The organism is Microlunatus speluncae (assembly GCF_009299835.1).
GTDB lineage: Bacteria > Actinomycetota > Actinomycetes > Propionibacteriales > Propionibacteriaceae > Microlunatus > Microlunatus speluncae.
In genome coordinates, this window is the sequence record NZ_VKCZ01000020.1 from 608882 (window position 1) to 625932 (window position 17051).

The 17051-nt window shown below is 70.7% G+C and carries 13 protein-coding genes; 6 read left to right on the forward strand and 7 right to left on the reverse strand.

Going from position 1 to position 17051, the window contains the following annotated elements:
• The first annotated feature begins 77 nt into the window (after positions 1-77).
• Positions 78-1100 carry an aldo/keto reductase gene (locus tag FNH24_RS28310; protein ID WP_152365566.1) on the forward strand — a complete coding sequence of 341 codons (1023 nt, stop codon included), beginning with the start codon at positions 78-80 and terminating at the stop codon, positions 1098-1100.
• Positions 1101-1349: 249 nt separating this feature from the next.
• On the opposite strand, the gene FNH24_RS28315 is transcribed toward FNH24_RS28310, so the two are convergent.
• The gene (locus FNH24_RS28315) at positions 1350-1826 is read right to left on the reverse strand and encodes a hypothetical protein (protein WP_152365567.1); all 477 of its coding nucleotides are present in this window, start codon (positions 1824-1826) and stop codon (positions 1350-1352) included.
• Between the two features lie 93 nt (positions 1827-1919).
• Between FNH24_RS28315 and FNH24_RS28320 the strand changes: the two genes are divergently transcribed.
• The gene (locus tag FNH24_RS28320) at positions 1920-2651 is read left to right on the forward strand and encodes a class I SAM-dependent methyltransferase (RefSeq protein ID WP_152365568.1); all 732 of its coding nucleotides are present in this window, start codon (positions 1920-1922) and stop codon (positions 2649-2651) included.
• Between the two features lie 161 nt (positions 2652-2812).
• Here the strand turns inward: FNH24_RS28320 and FNH24_RS28325 are convergent, their stop codons facing one another.
• Complete coding sequence (locus FNH24_RS28325; protein ID WP_217428581.1) at positions 2813-3796, reverse strand: Gfo/Idh/MocA family protein; 984 nt, start codon at positions 3794-3796, stop codon at positions 2813-2815.
• Between the two features lie 97 nt (positions 3797-3893).
• Entirely contained in the window at positions 3894-4538 is a 645-nt protein-coding gene (locus tag FNH24_RS28330) for a response regulator transcription factor (protein ID WP_152365570.1), read from the reverse strand.
• Between the two features lie 77 nt (positions 4539-4615).
• Here FNH24_RS28330 and FNH24_RS28335 point away from each other — a divergent pair, with 77 nt between their 5' ends.
• Positions 4616-5380: an alpha/beta hydrolase gene (locus FNH24_RS28335; protein WP_152365571.1), complete on the forward strand. Its 765-nt coding sequence runs from the start codon at positions 4616-4618 to the stop codon at positions 5378-5380.
• 28 nt (positions 5381-5408) lie between these two features.
• On the opposite strand, the gene FNH24_RS28340 is transcribed toward FNH24_RS28335, so the two are convergent.
• Positions 5409-6734, reverse strand: coding sequence for a sensor histidine kinase (locus tag FNH24_RS28340; RefSeq protein ID WP_161606359.1), 1326 nt, complete (start codon positions 6732-6734; stop codon positions 5409-5411).
• Positions 6735-7058: 324 nt separating this feature from the next.
• Between FNH24_RS28340 and FNH24_RS28345 the strand changes: the two genes are divergently transcribed.
• Entirely contained in the window at positions 7059-9839 is a 2781-nt protein-coding gene (locus tag FNH24_RS28345) for an ATP-binding protein (protein ID WP_152365573.1), read from the forward strand.
• Here FNH24_RS28345 and FNH24_RS28350 read toward each other — a convergent pair.
• A complete protein-coding gene (locus tag FNH24_RS28350; RefSeq protein ID WP_152365574.1) occupies positions 9800-10165 on the reverse strand; it encodes a hypothetical protein in 366 nt (121 codons plus the stop codon). The genes FNH24_RS28345 and FNH24_RS28350 overlap by 40 nt on opposite strands.
• 254 nt (positions 10166-10419) lie before the next feature.
• Complete coding sequence (locus FNH24_RS28355) at positions 10420-11028, reverse strand: hypothetical protein (RefSeq protein ID WP_152365575.1); 609 nt, start codon at positions 11026-11028, stop codon at positions 10420-10422.
• Positions 11029-11256: 228 nt separating this feature from the next.
• Here FNH24_RS28355 and FNH24_RS28360 point away from each other — a divergent pair, with 228 nt between their 5' ends.
• Positions 11257-13158 carry an ABC transporter ATP-binding protein gene (locus FNH24_RS28360; RefSeq protein ID WP_246187135.1) on the forward strand — a complete coding sequence of 634 codons (1902 nt, stop codon included), beginning with the start codon at positions 11257-11259 and terminating at the stop codon, positions 13156-13158.
• 712 nt (positions 13159-13870) lie between these two features.
• On the opposite strand, the gene FNH24_RS28365 is transcribed toward FNH24_RS28360, so the two are convergent.
• On the reverse strand, positions 13871-15058 hold the full coding sequence (locus FNH24_RS28365; protein WP_152365577.1) for an ROK family transcriptional regulator: 1188 nt from the start codon (positions 15056-15058) through the stop codon (positions 13871-13873).
• A 281-nt stretch (positions 15059-15339) separates the two neighbouring features.
• On the opposite strand from FNH24_RS28365, the gene FNH24_RS28370 reads away from it, so the two are divergent.
• The gene (locus tag FNH24_RS28370; protein WP_246187106.1) at positions 15340-17049 is read left to right on the forward strand and encodes an ABC transporter substrate-binding protein; all 1710 of its coding nucleotides are present in this window, start codon (positions 15340-15342) and stop codon (positions 17047-17049) included.
• Positions 17050-17051 lie beyond the last annotated feature (2 nt).

Consider the following 17051-nt stretch of genomic DNA (forward strand, 5'->3'; position numbering starts at 1 on the left):
TGTTGGACAGGATAAAGCCAGGGCCGCAGGCTGGGTACGTTCACACCTTTCACGACCTAGCAGGGGAGCAAGCACTGATGGAGTACCGCACGCTCGGCGGCACCGGGACGATCGTCTCGACGCTCTGCCTGGGGACGATGACCTTCGGCCGGGAGAGCGACGAGGAGGTGTCGCACGCCCAGCTCGACCGCTTCGTCGAGCAGGGAGGCAACTTCGTCGACACCGCCAACGTCTACGGCCGCGGAGTTTCGGAGGAGATCGTCGGCCGCTGGCTGGGCAAGCGCGGCAGCGCGGTCCGGGACCAGCTGGTGATCGCCACCAAGGGCCGGTTCGCGATGGGCGACGGCAAGAACGACCTCGGACTGTCTAGGACCAACCTGACCCGCGCCCTGGACGCCAGCCTGGCCCGGCTCGGCGTCGAGACGATCGACCTCTACCAGGCGCACGCGTGGGATCCGATCACGCCGATCGAGGAGACGCTGCGCTTCTATGACGACGCGGTCCGGGCCGGCAAGATCCAGTACGTCGGGGTGAGCAACTTCCTCGGCTGGCAGCTGCAGAAGGCGGCCCTGCTGGCCGAGCTGCGCGGCCTGCCGAAGATCGTCACTTTGCAGCCGCAGTACAACCTGCTGCAGCGCAGCCTCGAGTTCGAGCTGACCCAGGTCTGCGAGAACGAGAACATCGGCATCCTGCCCTGGTCGCCGCTGGCGGGCGGCTGGCTGACCGGCAAGTATCAGCGGGACAGCACGCCGACCGGTGCCAGCCGGCTGGGCGAGGACCCGGGTCGCGGGATGGAGGCGTACGCCAAGCGCAACGCCGAGGAGCGGACCTGGCAGGTGATCGGCGCCGTCGAGGAGATCGCCAAGGCCCGCGGCGCGTCGATGGCCCAGGTCGCCCTGGCCTGGCTGAACGACCGCCCCGCGGTCACCTCGGTGATCTTGGGCGCGCGGACCATCGAGCAGTTGGACGACAACCTCGGCGCCGCCGGCCTGCACCTCTCCGAGGCGGAGACCAGCACCCTGACCGAGGCCAGCCAGCCGATCGTCGACGACTACCCGTACGGCATCCCCGGCGCCAACCAGCGCTCCCGCACCCTCTAAGAACCCCGCCGACCCGTCAATGTCACCCCACGAAACGTTCCGCTTCGCTCCACGTTCCGCAGGGACCCCGAGCATCCGTGGCCGTTGGCGCCTGTCCTGAGCCTGTCGAAGGGCGGCGTGTCGCAGCGGATGTGACGGGTCGGCGCGGTGGCGGTGCGTGCTCTCGGGCGGCAGGTGACCGGAATCCAGCGCTCGTTCACAGAACCGGGCGATTCAGCGGCGGTACGTCCAACGAGCGCTGGATCGCGGTCACTCCGCGGGAGGAACGACGATCCGGTGTCCGGCCCGGACGGGCAGGCCGCCGGCGCGCGGCCCGGCCGCGGTCCGGCCGGCGGTGAGCAGTAGCAGCGAGCCGGTGATCACCAGCAGGATGTGCGCGGCCCGGACCAGCGGGAAGTACGGCGATGTGGCGGCGCCCAGCGCCTCGGTCAGCCCGGCGCCGGTGCCCAGTTCGCCGATCAGTGGCACCAGCAGCGACCCGGTGCCGAGCACGCCGAGCAAGATCAACACCAGCCAGCGGGCGATCCGACTTCCCCGCCAGGCCAGCCCGATCAGGACGAACGCGACCAGATAGACCGCCACCCGGACCTGGATCTGCGGCGTGGCGTCCGGCGATGGTCCGGTGACGGCGAAGCTGGCCACGGCGATCGCCAGCTCGGCGACGCCGGCGAGCACGGCCAGGGTGAGCAGGACGCAGGCGGGCCCGAGCCTCGATGATCTGTTCATGATCATCAGCCTGGTCGAATCCACCGGCCGGGGCGATGAGGCAGACCGGCCGATCGATCCGGGGGCTATCCCCACCTTCACTACGCTGGGCCGGTGCCGAACTATGACACCCGCATCGTCGAGCTGTACGACGTCGATAACGGGGACGGACCCGACCATGATTTCTACCGTCAGCTGGCCGACACTCTCAATGCCCGTACCGTGATCGATCTTGGTTGCGGGACGGGGCAGCTCACCGTCACCCTGGCGACTCCGGGCCGCGAGGTGGTCGGGGTCGACCCCTCCTCGAACATGATCAACTATGCCCGGGCTCGCCCCGGTGCCGAGCGGGTGCAGTGGATCACCGGTGACTCCCGGGACCTGCCGCCGGGCCGGCACGACCTCGCGTTGATGACCGGCAATGTGGCCCAGCACATCCTCGACCCCGACTGGCCGCGGACCCTGTCCGACCTGCACCGGACGCTCCGACCCGGCGGCACGGTGGCCTTCGAGACCAGGAATCCGGCCGGCCGGGCGTGGCAGCGGTGGGTCACTCCGGAGGCCGAGGCGACGACCAGGTCGACCCCGTTCGGACTGCTGCGGGAGTGGCTGGAGCTCGAGATCGGGGATGCCGGAGTGATTACGATGATCGCGCACAACGTCTTCGAGGAAACGGGCGAGCACGTCGTCGAGCGCGAGTCGTTGGTCTTCCGCGACCGGGCGACGGTCGAGCGGCAGCTGGCCGCCGCCGGCTTCGCGGTCGAAGCGACCTGGGCCGGCTGGGATCGCAGCCCGCTGCGCAGTGACTCTCCGTTGATGATCTTCCAGGCCACGAGCCGCGGCTGATCAGCACGGTTCACGCCTTGCGGGTCTCGATCCGTCGGGTCCGGAGGGCGATGAGCCGGTCCCGGGCGACCTGCCCGAGAGTTCGCCCAACCTCGTCGAGACGTCACTTGTGCACCGACACGCCGCAAAAACCGGTGCGTTAGTGACGGGTCGGCGGAATTTTAGGTGGGGTGGCGGAGGGGGAGGTTGGCGGCGCGGTAGATCGCGTCGATCACGGTCATGGTGGCGACGGAGTCCTCGGGCGGAGTGAGGATGGGGGTGCCGTCGCGGATGGCGGCGGCGAAGGCGTCCAGTTGGTAGGCATACGTGGGGCGGCGGGAGAAGCGTTCGGTCCGCCGGTGATCACCGGTGCGGACCGTGAGGCGGTGGAAGAACTGGGGCGCGTACGGATTGATCACCCGCAGCTCGCCGTGCTCGCCCACCACCCGGGCCGACATCCGCAGCACGTCGCGCGACCACATCGAGCAGGTGATCGTCCCGGTGTGACCGGCGGGGAACCGCAGCTCGGCGCGCATCGCCCGGTCCACCCGCGGGTCGCGCAGTTCGGCCGTCGCGGTGATCACCTCGGGCTCGCCGCCGAGCAGCCGGGCCAGGTGCACGGCATAGCAACCGGCGTCCATCAGCGCCCCGCCGGCCAGGCCGTAGTCGTAGCGGATGTCGGAGAACCGGGGCAGCGGGAAGCACATCGCCGTCATCACCCGGCGCAGCGGGCCGAGCTCACCGGACTCGATGATCTCGCGCAGCCGCCGGGCCAGCGGGTGATACCGGTAGTGGAACGCCTCCATCACCACCAGGCCCGACTCGCGGGCCGCCGCGGCCACCACCCGGGCCTCGTCGGCGTTGGCGGTGAACGGCTTCTCACACAGCACGTGCTTGCCGGCGGCGAGGGCGGCCAGGGTCCAGCGCCCGTGCAGCCCGTTCGGCAGCGGGTTGTAGACGGCGTCGAGCTCCGGGTCGTCCAGCAGAGCCTGATAGTCGTCGTACGCCATCGGGATGCCGTGCTTCCGGGCGAACGCCTCGGCCCGCGCCCGGTCCCGCGCCGCAACCGCCGCCACCTCGACCGCCGGATCGTCCCGGGCCGGCCCGATCAACGCGGCCGGCGCGATCCGCGCCGCCCCCAACACCCCGATCCGCAACCGCCGCACCCGCAAATCCTCCCACCCCAGCCGACTTGTACCGGCTGAGCGGCATCTGGCCCCCCTTGGACCAGACAGCGCCCAGCCGCTACAAGTCGGGGTGGGGTCAGCGGGATTTGAGCCAGGCGAGGACGGCCAGGACGCGGCGGTTGTCGGAGCCGACGTCGGGCAGATTGATCTTGCTGAAGATGTTGGAGATGTGCTTCTCGACCGCGCCACCGGTGATCACCAGTTCCTTGGCGATGGCGGAGTTGCTGCGGCCCTCGGCCATCTGGGCCAGCACCTCGCGCTCCCGGGCGGTCAGCGCCGCCAACGGATCCGACCGGCGGGCGACCAGCAGCTGGGCCACCACCTCGGGGTCGAGCACGGTGCCGCCGGAGTTGATCGTCTGCAGTGCCTCGGCCAGCGTGTTCAGCGAGGTGACCCGGTCCTTCAGCAAATAGCCGACCCCGCCGCGGCCGTCGGACAGCAGCACGTCGGCATAGGACAGCTCGATGTAGGCCGACAGCATCAGGATGCCGAGCGCGGGGTTCTGCTCCCGCGCGGCCACCGCCGCCTTCAGCCCGTCGTCGGTCATCGTCGGCGGCATCCGTACGTCGACGATGGCGACATCGGGCCGGTGCTCGGTGGCCGCCGCGATCAACGACGGGGCGTCGTCGACGGCGGCGACGACATCGCAGCCGACCTCGTCGAGCAGGCGGATCAGGCCCTCCCGGAGCAGGACGGAATCATCGGCGAGTACGACGCGCATGCCCTAACTGTGCCAGCACCGGGCCGAGCTCACCTCCTCCGGCCGCAACCGGTAGCGTTGGCCGGCGTCGAGGGGGAATGATCATGCGATCCGAGGAACTCCGATTCGGGCCGGCCGAGCGACAGGTGGTCGACGTCCGGCTGCCGGAGCGGCCGACCCGCACCGTCGGGCTCTATTACATCCATGGCGGCGGTTGGTATGCCGGCAAGCGGCAGGACTTCCACGGCCATCTCGATCACTTCGCCCAGCGGGGCTTCGTGGCCGCCGCGACCGGCTACCGGATCGAGGAGAGCGCCGGCTACCGGGACAAGATCAACGACGTCACCGCCGGCCTGGCCGCGTTCCGCGAGTGGCTGGCCGACCAGGCGACGGAGGTCGACCGGGTCGTCGTCCTCGGCAGCTCGGCCGGGGCTCACCTGGCCACCATGGTGGCGCTGCGCTCGGCGGAATCCGATGATCAGCGGAGCCCGATCGCCGGCTGTGTCTCGGTCAACGGTCCCGGCACGTTGGTGCCCTGGCCGGAGCTGGACGGCAACATCCGGACCAAGATCGACTGGCTGCGAGCCGACGGCAGCAGCCTGGACGAGCTCTCGCCCGATCGGCGGGTCCGGGTCGGCTGCCCGCCGTTCCTCTTCCTGCTGGCCGAGCACGAGCATCTGTTCCCTCATGATCAGGTACGAAGCCTGGCCGGACTGATCGAGCAGCACGGCGGCTGGACCGAGACCGCCGTGGTGCCGGAGACGAAGCACGGCTTCGTCTACACCCTGGGCGGCCCGGCCCAGGACCGAGCGCTGGAGCTGATCACGGCCTTCCTCGACCGGATCAGCCCCAGCTCCCCCTGATCAGCTCCCGCCGATCAGGGCCCGATGATCAGCGCAGCTCGCTCGCGGCCCGCTGATCCTTCGCGTTGACCGGCACAGTCGCGGTGATCATGGTCGGCCCGCCGATCGGTGACGAGACGATCAAGGTGCCGTCGACGCCGGACAGCCGGTCGCTCAGGCCGGCCAGGCCGTGACCCTTGGCGACGCTCGCGCCGCCGACGCCGTCGTCGCTGATGGTGATCACCACGATGCCGCCGACCCGTCGGATCTCCACGGCGCAGCCGGTGGCGGCGCTGTGCTTCTCCTTGTTGGCCAGGGATTCGGCGACCACGAAGTAGACCGCATTCTGGGCCGCGTCGGACAGCGCCCGGGAGTGATCAAGCTCCTCGTCGATGTCCACCGTGGTGGTGATCATGCCGCGCGCGGCCAGGGCGGTCACCGCGGCCCGCAGGCCGTGCTCGGCCAGGATCGGCGGCGCGATGCCGCGGGACAGGGTGCGGATCTCGGCCAGCGCCTCCTGGGACTGTTCCATCGCCTGGCGCAGGATCTGCCGGGCCGACTCGGGATCGGTGTCCAACCGGCGATCGGCGGCGCCCAGGTCCATGCCGAGCCGGACCAGTCGCTGCTGCGGCCCGTCGTGCAGGTCTCGCTCCAGCCGGCGCAGGGTGTGCACCTCGGCCTCACCGGCGGCGGCGCGGCTGGTGGTCAGTTCGCTGACCTGCTGCCGCAGGTGGGAGGCCTCGTCGACCAGCAGGCCGCGGCCGATCGCGGCCTGCAGTCCGACCAGGCCGCGGAGCACGAACGGGGCGGTGACCAGGAAGACCACGCCGAGCACACTGTTCAGGGCGATCTCGGGCAGATCGCCGGGGAAGCCGAGCAGCCAGGCCAGGCCGCGGCGCTCGCTGTCGTCGGGCAGATACCGGCTCCAGAACCAGAAGGTCAGCCCGGCCGGCCCGGCCACCACCCACGGGATGGCGATGCAGAAGCTGGTCGTACCGATGATGAAGGCGATCGGAATGTGCAGCAGATCCCGCCAGGACTGGGCCGACCGGAGCCGCCGCAACTTGCCCCAGAATCCCTTCCGGCCGACCGGATAGACCGGCCGCCGCAGCTGGTAGCCGGCTCCGGCCAACAGATTGCGGTGGAACTGGGCGAAGCCGCCGGCGACGACCAGGCAGGCGGTCAGCACGAACAGCCCGAACACGATCGGGATGGTGCCGGCCCCCGCGCTGAACATCGGCACACAGACGATGAACCCGAACAGGGCGATGAAGAAGCCGCCGACGATGCAGGCGAGATCCCGGCCGGACTGCCGGATGATCCGGGCCAGTCGGGTGCTGCCATCGATCGGGGACGGCTCGGTGGTGTCACTCATGTCGAGTCCATTCTGGGGGTTGGCGCCGAGCCCGAGGGTGTCTACCGGTTCGAGGGCGCCGCCGGTTGTGATCATGGCACCAGCCTGCCGTCGGCGACCCGGGCCGGCCCAACCGGCAGACCGGCCGATTCGGGGTGGGGGAATCCCGACCATCCGCCCGTCCCGGGCGACTCAGGACAGTGCAGAAATAGTGCAGGGTGGCCCGGAATCGGTCCCCGACCGGTCGTCGCGGGGTAACAGGGCCTGTACGGGTCATGCTTCCGCCCCCTAGGTTGGGCACCCGTAGTTCCCTTCCCGACCAGACTGCGGAGTGATCTCGAACACATGCTGGCTGCGGATACGTCTCAGCACCACCTTGTCGGCCGACGGCAGGAGCGCCAGATCCTGGCTGACTTCATCGGCACGCCCGAGGCCCGGGTGCTGGTCGTCTCCGGCCCGGCCGGCATCGGCAAATCGTCCCTGGTCGAGGCGGCCCTGGTCGACGCCGAGGTCGAGCTCGACGTCACCCGGATCCGGTACACCCCCAGCGACGAACCCTTCCGGACCGCGCTGGATCTGATCCACGGGCTCGGCCTGCGCCGCTTCGCCCGGGGCGGCGGCGACGCCGCGCTCCGGCTGTTCCGCTCGCTGGTCCTGCCCGAGGACGGCAGCGAGGCGGACTGCGGCCGGGTGGTCGACCGGCTGTCCGGCTTGATCAGCAAGATCGGCCGCGGGGTCCGGCGGCGGTCGGTGATCGTGCACGAGAACTTCCATCTCAGCGATCCGGCGACCGTCGAGCTGTGCTGCGAGGTCCTGCGCCGGGCCGACCTGTGGCCCTGGCTGCACCTGGTGGTGGTCGACTCGACCCTGGCCGAGCGGCTGAGCCGGCACCCGACGATCGAGCTGGGTGGACTCGACCACCAGTCCTGCCGGGCGCTGGTCGCCGAGACGACCGGGGCGCCGGTCGCGGCGGCGGTGGCCGACCAGCTCCGCCGGCTCAGCAACGGCAACCCGACCCTGCTCCGATCCCTCGCGGTGCAACAGACGCCGGACCGGCTGGCCGGCGCCGCGCCGCTGTCGGTCGACCTGGGCGCGACCGGCGAGGCGACCCGCTGGGTGGCGGACCGGACGGCCGGGCTGGCGCCGTCGGAGCTGGCCCTGCTGGCCGTACTCGCCGATCACCGGCGGATACCGGCCGAGGTCGTCGCCGAGCTCGGCCCCGACGCGGCCGCCGCCGCGGCGCGGCTGGCGCACCACGGATTGCTGCGGTCCGACGGCACCGGCTGGCTCGTCCTCGAACCGTTGGTCGCGCACTGGGCCGAGACCCAGGCGCGGCCGGCCGAGCGCGAGCGCTGGCACCGGCGCACCGGCGAGGCCTTCGGCCGCACCGGCGACCGGGCCGCGGTGCTCGGTCACCGGTCGCGGCTGCCCGACGAGCCGGCGGAGACGTTCCAGCGGCTGGCCGCCGTCGGCCGCCGGCTGCTGGCGGACGGCGAGAGCGAGGCGGCGACCCGGCTGCTCGACGTGGGGCTGCAGCGGCCGCCGGCCGGCTCGGTGGCCGAGCTGTCCGCGCTGCGGGCCCGGGCCCGGCTGGAGCAGGGGTTCGTCGAGGCCGCTCTGGCCGACACCGACACCGGGCTGGCGCACGCCGTGGACCCGCACACCGAGCTCGCCCTCCGGGTCACCGAGCTGGAGGCGCGGAGCCTGTCCGGCGAGCACGACCCGAGTCCGCTGACCCCGGACCGACTGCCGGGCCGGTTCGGCTCTCCCGCCGGAGAGTACGACTGGCTGCTGCTCCGGGCGGCCCACCTGAATGTCGCACTCGGCGCGCTGACCGAGGCGACCGCGATCCTGGACCGGGTCGAGGCCGCCGCCGACGCGCCGCCCGCGCTGCGCCGGGTCCGCGACGTCGTGGCAGCACTGATCGCGGTCCGGGCCGGCGGCGCCGGTACGGCCTCGGCGGTCGGACTGCTCCGCGGCGGGCTGCCGGAGGACTGCCCGGCGGGCTGGTCGGCGCTGGTCGCCGACATGGCCGACGTGCTGCTCGCCGCCGGCGAACCGCGGGCGGCCCGGGATCTGGTGGTGCCGCAGCTGACCGACCCGAGCCGGCACTCGATGCTGGCCGAGGTCAACCTGACCGCGCGGCTGATCGCGGTCGACCTCTGGGACGGCCGCTATCCGGTGGCCGACCGGCGGATCGGCGAACTGGTCCGGCGCTACCCGCCGGCCGGTGGCATGCTGCCGCTGGCCGGCGCGGCGGTACGGATCCGGGCCGCGCTGGGTGAGCCGCCCCGAGCCGAGGAGGCGGTCGCCCTACGATCGCGGCAGCCCAGCGCGCCGGGCCTGGCTCCGTTCGACGCCGACCTGGGTCAGGCCTTCCTGATCACCGGTGATCACCGCCGGGCCGCGACCCTGTTGGACGGCGCCCTCCGGTCCTGCGCCCCGTTGCGCCGGCCGGCGGCCGCGGTGCGGGCGGACCTGATCGAGGCGCTGGTCGCCCTCGGTCGCCACGACGACGCGGTCGCGGTGCTGCGCGGGCACTGCCAGGATCTGGACCCGGGCAGCGCCCGGACCGGTGCGCTGCTGGCGCGCTGCCGGGCCCTGACCGCGGCCCCGGAGGCGGCCGACGCCGCCTTCGACCAGGCGCTCGAGCTGTGCACCGACGAGGTGCCCGAGGTCGATCGCGGACGTACCCTGCTCGCCCGGGCCCGCAGTCGGCTGGCGGCCGAGGACCGGGATCGCGGCCTGCGGGATCTTCGCGGTGCGCGCGACCTGATGGGGCTGCTGAAGCTGGAGGGCTGGGTCCGGCACATCGACCGGCTGGCGCAGAGGCACGCGGCACCACCCCTGGTGCTGGCCCCGCCGGTGCCGGCCGATCCCTGGCGGGGCGTCGTCCGGGACAGTGACCGCGAGCTCCTGGTCGGTGTGGCGACCGGGCTCACTCATGATCAACTCGCCCGGAACAGCTACGTGTCGCGGCGGACGATCGCCAACCGGCTGAAGACCCTGTACGACCTCGTCGGCGTCGGCAGCAAATCGGAGCTGGTGATGCTGGTGATGCGCAACCCACCGACCTGGATGGGTGATCAGGTTCGGGAGGGACCGCCGTCGACCGAATCGGCGTGATCGGCGTCGAGCTCGGCCGCGGTCCGGGGAAAGGTCCAGGCCTCGATCAACTCGAGCCGGTCCAGCAGCTCATGCCGTGACCGGTAGCGCAGGGCGTCGGTGGGCCGGTCGAACTGCAACGGCCCCTCGACCACATACCCGCCGGCAGCATGATCGACCAGGACACAGGCGCCGGTCGCGAACAGCCGCGGATCGGGCCGTCGGCCCCGGTGGCACCACTCCCAGGCCCGGTGGTCGTCGATCGACCGCCAGCCGCGGCTGAGCAGGATCGCGCCGAGCACGGAGTCCGTGTCCTGATCGGTGGTGTGAGTGTCCCCGATCGACAACTGCCGCTCCTCCCGAAGTTCTGCGGTCAGGTCGAGTTCTCACCGTAACGCGCATCTCGGGTCTTCGGGCGGGGTGTGGAAAAACGACGAAGGTGTGACCGGCTGATCATTACCTCGGGGAGTGAGTTCCGAGGCCGACCCACAGCCGGTCACACCTTCGTCTTCTATCTTTCAAGCTCCCCGATCGGTGCCCGGGTCACTCCTGCAGAGCGTGACCCGGGACGACGATGCGAGGTGTCGTGGGGCGAGCGAACTCAGTTCTCCTGAACGGAGTCCTGGCTGCAGGCGCGAACGAACTCGGCCGAGTTGTCGTCGGACAGGATGCCGACCAGACCGCTGACCACACCGGCGCCACCGACCGCGTTGATCGGGACGTCGTTGTTGCAGACCTGGAACGGGCCGACGTTGTTGTCGCTGATCTCGACCAGCGAGCCGCCGGAGCCCATCTCGTACCAGGTGGCCTTGTCCAGCGTGACCGGGCCCTCAGCGTCGTTGTACTGCGAGTTGACCTGATCGCAGTTGCGGATCTCGGTCAGCGAGTTGCCATCGGAACCGAGGATGGCGAACAGGCCGGAGGCGTCCACAGCGCCACCAACGGCGTTGATCGGGACGTCGTTGTTGCAAGCCTGGAACGGGCCCAGGTTGTTGTCGGTGATCTCGACCAGACCGCCGCCGGCCTTCTGGACGCCGTACCAGCGGGTGCCCTCGTCGCCCGGGGCGAGCGCGGTCTTGGCCTGGCCTTCGTCCTGGCTTCCACCGAGGAGCCCACCCAGGATGGGCAGCTCCGGCAGGCCCGGAATGATCTCGGCGCTCGCGGTCGAGGCGGCGCCAACGGTCAGGAGCGCGGCAGCAGCCGCGGTCACTGCAACCCTACGGAAAACAGACATGCAGAGTGAGCCTTTCAGGGGGGTACTTAGGGGGATGACTTCCTTGCGCTCCCAAGCTAGGGAAGGCTCATCGGTCTGGCCACGCCGAATGCAACGATCCGCCCGGCTCTGCACGTTTTCTGCACACATTGCATTCCCGGGCCCCCGAACCCGCGGGTCATTGACCTCAACCTCTGTTGAAGTTCTACATTGTTCCGCGTGAGCATGGAGATCGTTGCCTGGAACTCGTTGTACAACGCGATGCACGCCGCCCAGGACCGGCGTCCCTTTTCGATGGCGACCCTGCGCCGGATCTTCCGGTTCGTCCGGGGTCATCGCGCACAGTTGATCGGCTTCGTCGCACTCAGCGTGGTCACGGCCGTGCTGGCCGTCGCGACCCCGCTGCTGGCCGGCCAGGTGATCGATGCGCTCTTCGCCGGCACGGCGTTCGCGGTGGTGTTGCGGCTCGCGATCATCATCGCGGTGATCGCGATCGCCGAGGCCGGGTTCGGGATCGTGACCCGGCTGCTGTCGGCCCGGATCGGTGAGGGTTTGATCTTGGACCTGCGCCAGGCCGTCTACGACCACGTACAGAAGATGCCGATCGCGTTCTTCACCCGGACCCGGACCGGCGCGCTGGTCAGCCGGTTGAACAACGACGTGATCGGCGCCCAGCGGGCCTTCTCCGAGACCCTGTCCGGAGTGATCGGCAACATCGTTGCGGTCGTGCTGACCTTGATCGTGATGCTCAGCCTGTCCTGGCAGGTCACCGTCTGCGCGTTGATCTTGTTGCCGATCTTCGTCCTGCCGGCGCGGCGGATGGGGTCGCGGCTGGCCCGGCTGGAGCGCGAGGCGGCCAACCACAACTCGGTGATGAGCACGACGATGACCGAGCGGTTCTCCGCACCGGGCGCGACCCTGGTGAAGCTGTTCGCGCAGCCGGAACGGGAGTCGGCCGAGTTCGGCGCCCGGGCCGCGCGGGTGCGCGACATCGGCGTCCGGACCGCGATGGTGCAGGTCGTCTTCGTCACCGCGCTCACCCTGGTCTCGGCGTTGGCCCTGGCGCTGACGTACGGGCTGGGTGGGTTCTTCGTCCTGTCCGGGTCTCTGGAGGCCGGTGCCGTCGTGTCGCTGGCCCTGTTGCTGACCCGGCTGTACGCACCGCTGACCGCGCTGGCCAGCGCCCGGGTCGAGGTGATGAGCGCGCTGGTCAGCTTCGACCGGGTGTTCGAGGTGCTGGACCTGAAGCCGTTGATCACCGAGAAGGAGGAGCCGGTCGAGCAGGCGCCGGACGGCCCGGTGTCGGTCGAGCTGGACGGCATCGACTTCGCCTATCCGTCGGCGGACAAGGTGTCGCTGGCCTCGCTGGAGGAGGTCGCGGTGCTCGATCCGCGGGCCGGCGCCCAGGTGCTGCACGAGGTGTCGTTCCGGGCCGAGCCGGGCCAGATGGTGGCCCTGGTCGGGTCCTCCGGGGCGGGCAAGTCGACCATCGCGCAGTTGATCACTCGTTTGTACGACGTCGACGGCGGCGCGGTCCGGCTGTCCGGCGTAGACGTCCGTGATCTTTCCTTCGCGGCCCTGCGCTCGACCGTCGGCCTGGTCACCCAGGACGGCCATCTGTTCCACGAGTCGATCCGGCAGAACCTGCAGCTGGCCAAGCCCGGCGCGACCGACGACGAGATCTGGAGTGCGCTGGAACGGGCCCGGCTGCGGCCACTGGTCGAGTCGCTGCCGGACGGCCTGGACACGGTCGTCGGCGAACGCGGCTACCGGCTGTCCGGCGGCGAACGGCAACGGCTGACCATCGCCCGGCTGCTGCTCACCGGCCCGCGGGTGGTGATCTTGGACGAGGCCACCGCCCACCTCGACTCGACCTCCGAGGCCGCCGTCCAGGCGGCGCTGGAGAATGCCCTGGAAGGCCGCACCGCGATCGTGATCGCGCACCGCCTGTCCACCGTCCGCAACGCCGACCAGATCGTGGTCCTGGAGGCCGGCCGCGTCGTCGAGCGGGGCCGGCACGAAGAACTGCTGGCCGTCGGCGGCCGCTACGCCGAGCTCTACGCGACCCAGTTCGCAACCTCGCCCACCTCCCCCGCCGAAACCCCAACCCCCACCCCCGCCGTCTGACGCCGAACCCCATTAACCCCGCGACCGCTATCGGGCCGCGCGACGGCTGCAGGGGTCGCGCCGACCGACAACGGTCGCGTCGCGTGCCCGTGACCGCCGATGGGACTCCACTTCCGGGCCGCGACCGCTTTCGGCCCGCGCGACGGCTGCAGGGGTCGCGCCGACCGACAACGGTCGCGTGGCCGCCTCTCCCTGCCGACGCGGGGACGCCCAGATCCCGGGCCGCGACCGTTGGCCCGCGCGACCGCTGTAGGGGTCGCGCCGACCGGCAATGGTCGCGTCGCGTGCCTGCGACCGCCGATGGGACGCCGCTTCCGGGCCGCGACCGGTATCGGCCCGCGCGACGGCTGCAGGGGTCGCGCCGACCGGCAAGGGTCGCGTCGCGTACCCGCGACCGCTATCGGCCCGCGCGACCGGTATCGGCCCGCGCGACCGCTGTGGGGGTCGCGCCGACCGGTAATGGTCGCGTCGCGTGCCCGCGACCGCTATCGGCCCGCGCGACCGCTATCGGCCCGCGCGACCGCTGTGGGGGTCCCGCCGACCGGAAACGATCGCGTGGACCCCGACCATCCGCCGACGAGGCGCGCCCGATTCAACGCCCGCGGCTGACGGCAATGATCAACACCACGGTGCGATCACCATCAACCAGCTGGAGAACCGCAGCAATGTGTCGGCGAGTCTAACTTAAATTGCTGAACGAAGATCGGGACTATCAGTCCGCGAGGCTGGCCTGCAGCACCAGCGCCGCGGCACCGATCGCCGCGGCCTCCAGGTCCAGCGCCGACAGGGTCACCGTGACCGGGGGCGTGCCCGGGCGATGCACCTGGGCGAGCCAGTCGGCGATCACCCGTTCATAGATCCCGCCGGCCTCGGTGAAGCCCGGGCCGGACAGGAAGATCTGCTCCAGGCCGAGCACCGTGACCAGGTTGGCGATGCCGACGGCCAGGGCCGCGGCGGCGTCGGTGATCGCCGCGACGCAGGTCCGGTCGCCCTGCACCGCGCCCCGCGCGATCCGGCTGTAGTCGGCGGCGAGGTGGGCCGGGCTGCCGACCAGGCCGAGCCGGGCGGCGTGGGCGCCGTTGGTCAGCACGTGGGCGACGACAGCGGCGGGGGCGGCCAGGACATCGACGCAGCCCCGGGCGCCGCACGGACAGGGCGGGCCGTCCCGGTCGATCGACATGTGCCCGAGACTGCCCCGCGGGACCGGGTCCTGGGCCCGGCCGTTCAACACCAGGCCGGCGCTGATCTGGTCGGACAGGTAGACGGTGGCGAAGCGGGCCTCGGCCCCCATCGATCCGGTCCACAGCTCGCCCATCGCCGCGCAGGTGGCCTCGTCCCGGACCACGACCGGGCGGCCGGCGGCGGCGCGGATCCGCTGCACGGTCGCGCCGATCGGGGTCGCGGCTGACTGAAATCGGCCGCCGAGCGAGGGGTCGGGGTCGGTCGGTGGCGGCCAGGGCGCGGCCCCGCCGGGCGCGTCGGCGATCCCGACGCCGGCGACCGAATCCGGGGCGATGCCGACCGCCCGCAGCGCGCGGCTCAGCCGGTCGTCGATCACCTGCTCCAGCTCGCCCTCGGCCGGCATCGGGGTCACCGCTTGACCGACCAGGGCGCCGGCGAAGTCGGTCAGTGCGATCGTCATCCGGACCCGGTCGAAGCTCAGCCCGACCGCATACCGCGAGGCCGGATTGAGCTGCAGCAGCGTCCGCCGCTTGCCGCCGGTCGAGGCCGAATGTCCGCGCTCCACCAGCAGGGCGCCGGCCAGCAGTCGCTTCACCACGTTGGTGATCGTCGCCGGGGTGACGCCGAGGTCCTCGGCCAGCTCCAGCCGGGTGACCACGCCGCGCTGCCGGGTCAGGTCGAGCACGGCACCGTCCAGGGGGCGTCGGGTACGGCTCATCGGGGTCCCCGCGGCGGAGTCCGGGGGAGCGGAGCGGAGGAGGGGGCCGTCGTGGGGTGGTTCATCCGGCACGCCTCCTTCGGGTCCTGTCGACAAACCCTTGCACAGTACGGGGCGGCCCGGCTCCGACCGGGCCGAGGTCGCTGTTCGGCCACGGTCCGGGGCGAATCGTTGACAATCCTCGCTCTCGGACTGCAAACTACCGCAAGTTTATTCATTTGCTTAAGGAAGTGTCCGACGTCGGGCACCTCCTGGTTCATCGACGCACCTGGGGAGAGCGGATGTCACGCACGACTTTGCCGATCAAGGGACTGGTCGCCGCCGCGGTCGCCCTCTGCCTGACCGTGGCCGGCTGCAACGCCGGCTCCAACCTCGAGCAGCCGCCGGCCGCCTCGGGCTCGTCCACCGCCGGTGCGAGCAAGCCGGTGATCACCGTCGGCGGCGGCGCCGGCCCGTTCGCGGAGAACTTCAACCCGTTCTCGCCGAACGTGATGACCCTGGTCCAGGGCGTGATCTATGAGCCGCTGTTCTACTTCAACCAGCTCAAGCCGATCGACCAGGAGCCGGTGCCGGTGCTCGGCACCGGCTACACCTGGAACGCGGACGGCACGAAGCTGACGATCGAGATCCGGTCCGGGGCGACCTGGAGCGACGGCAAGCCGTTCACGGCCAAGGACGTCGCCTTCACCTTCAACCTGATCCAGCAGACCGAGGAGCTGAACACCTCCGGCCATTCGCCGAAGGCCAAGGAGCTCAGCGAGAGCTCGGTCGAGATCGAGTTCGATCAACCGTCCTTCGCCGAAGGGGCGAACGTGCTCGGGCGGACCTACATCGTGCCCGAACACGTCTGGTCCAAGGTCTCCGATCCGGTCACCGAACCGAACGAGGAGCCGGTCGGCACCGGGCCGTTCATGCTCGACACCTTCACCCAGCAGTCGTACGCGCTGAAGGCCAACCCGACCTACTGGCAGCAGGGCAAGCCGGCGATCGGCGGCGTCCGGGTGATCACGCTCTCCGGCAATCAGGCCGCCACCGACAAATACCTGGCCGGCGAGATCGACTACCAGAGCGCGGCGATCCCGAACCTTGATCAACTGATCAAGAACAAGCCGGAGCTGTCCTACATCAACACCGGCACCGCCCAGGCCGCGCTGTTCACCTGCGCCAATCCCGAGCTGGGTTGCACCGGGCCGCAGATCGATCCGGCGGTGCGCAAGGCGATGTATCTCGGGATGGACCGGGAGCAGCTGTCCAACCTCGCCTTCTACAAGCTCGGCAAGCCGGTCACGCCGGCCTTCGCGCTGCCCGACCGGGACCGCGCCTTCATCGACCCGAGCATCGCCGACGCGCCCTGGACCGCCGATGTCGCGGGGGCGAAGGCGGCCCTGGAGGAGGCCGGCTACCAGCTCAAGGACGACGTCTACGCCAAGGACGGCAAGCCGCTCAAGCTGACGGTGAAGGTGGTGTCGGGCTGGACCGACTTCATCACCGCGATCGACACGCTGAAGCAGCAGTTCGCCGCGATCGGAATCGAGCTGGTGCCGCAGCAGGTCAGCGTCAACGAGTGGAACAGCGCCAAGGCGACCGGCAAGTTCCAGCTGGTGATCGACTCGCTCGGCCAGGGTCCGGCGCCGGATCCGTACCACGTCTACAACAACTTCTTCGGCACCGAGAGCACGGTCAAGGTCGGCGAGAACGGCAACCCGTACGGCAATTCGTCCCGGTTCTCCAACCCGGCGGTCGATGCGGAGCTGCGGAAGGCGGCCGGCACCAACGACGTCGAGGTGAAGCGGCAGGCCTACTTCGCGATCCAGAAGATCATCTCGGCCGACCTGCCCTACGTCCCGCTGCTGATCGGCTCGACGCTGACCGAGTTCAACACCAGCAAGGTCACCGGGTTCCCGACCACGGACAACCTGTACGCGTTCCCGGCGGCGTGGGCCGCACCGGACAACGCCCAGGTGCTGATGAATCTGGTCCCGGTCGGCTGAGC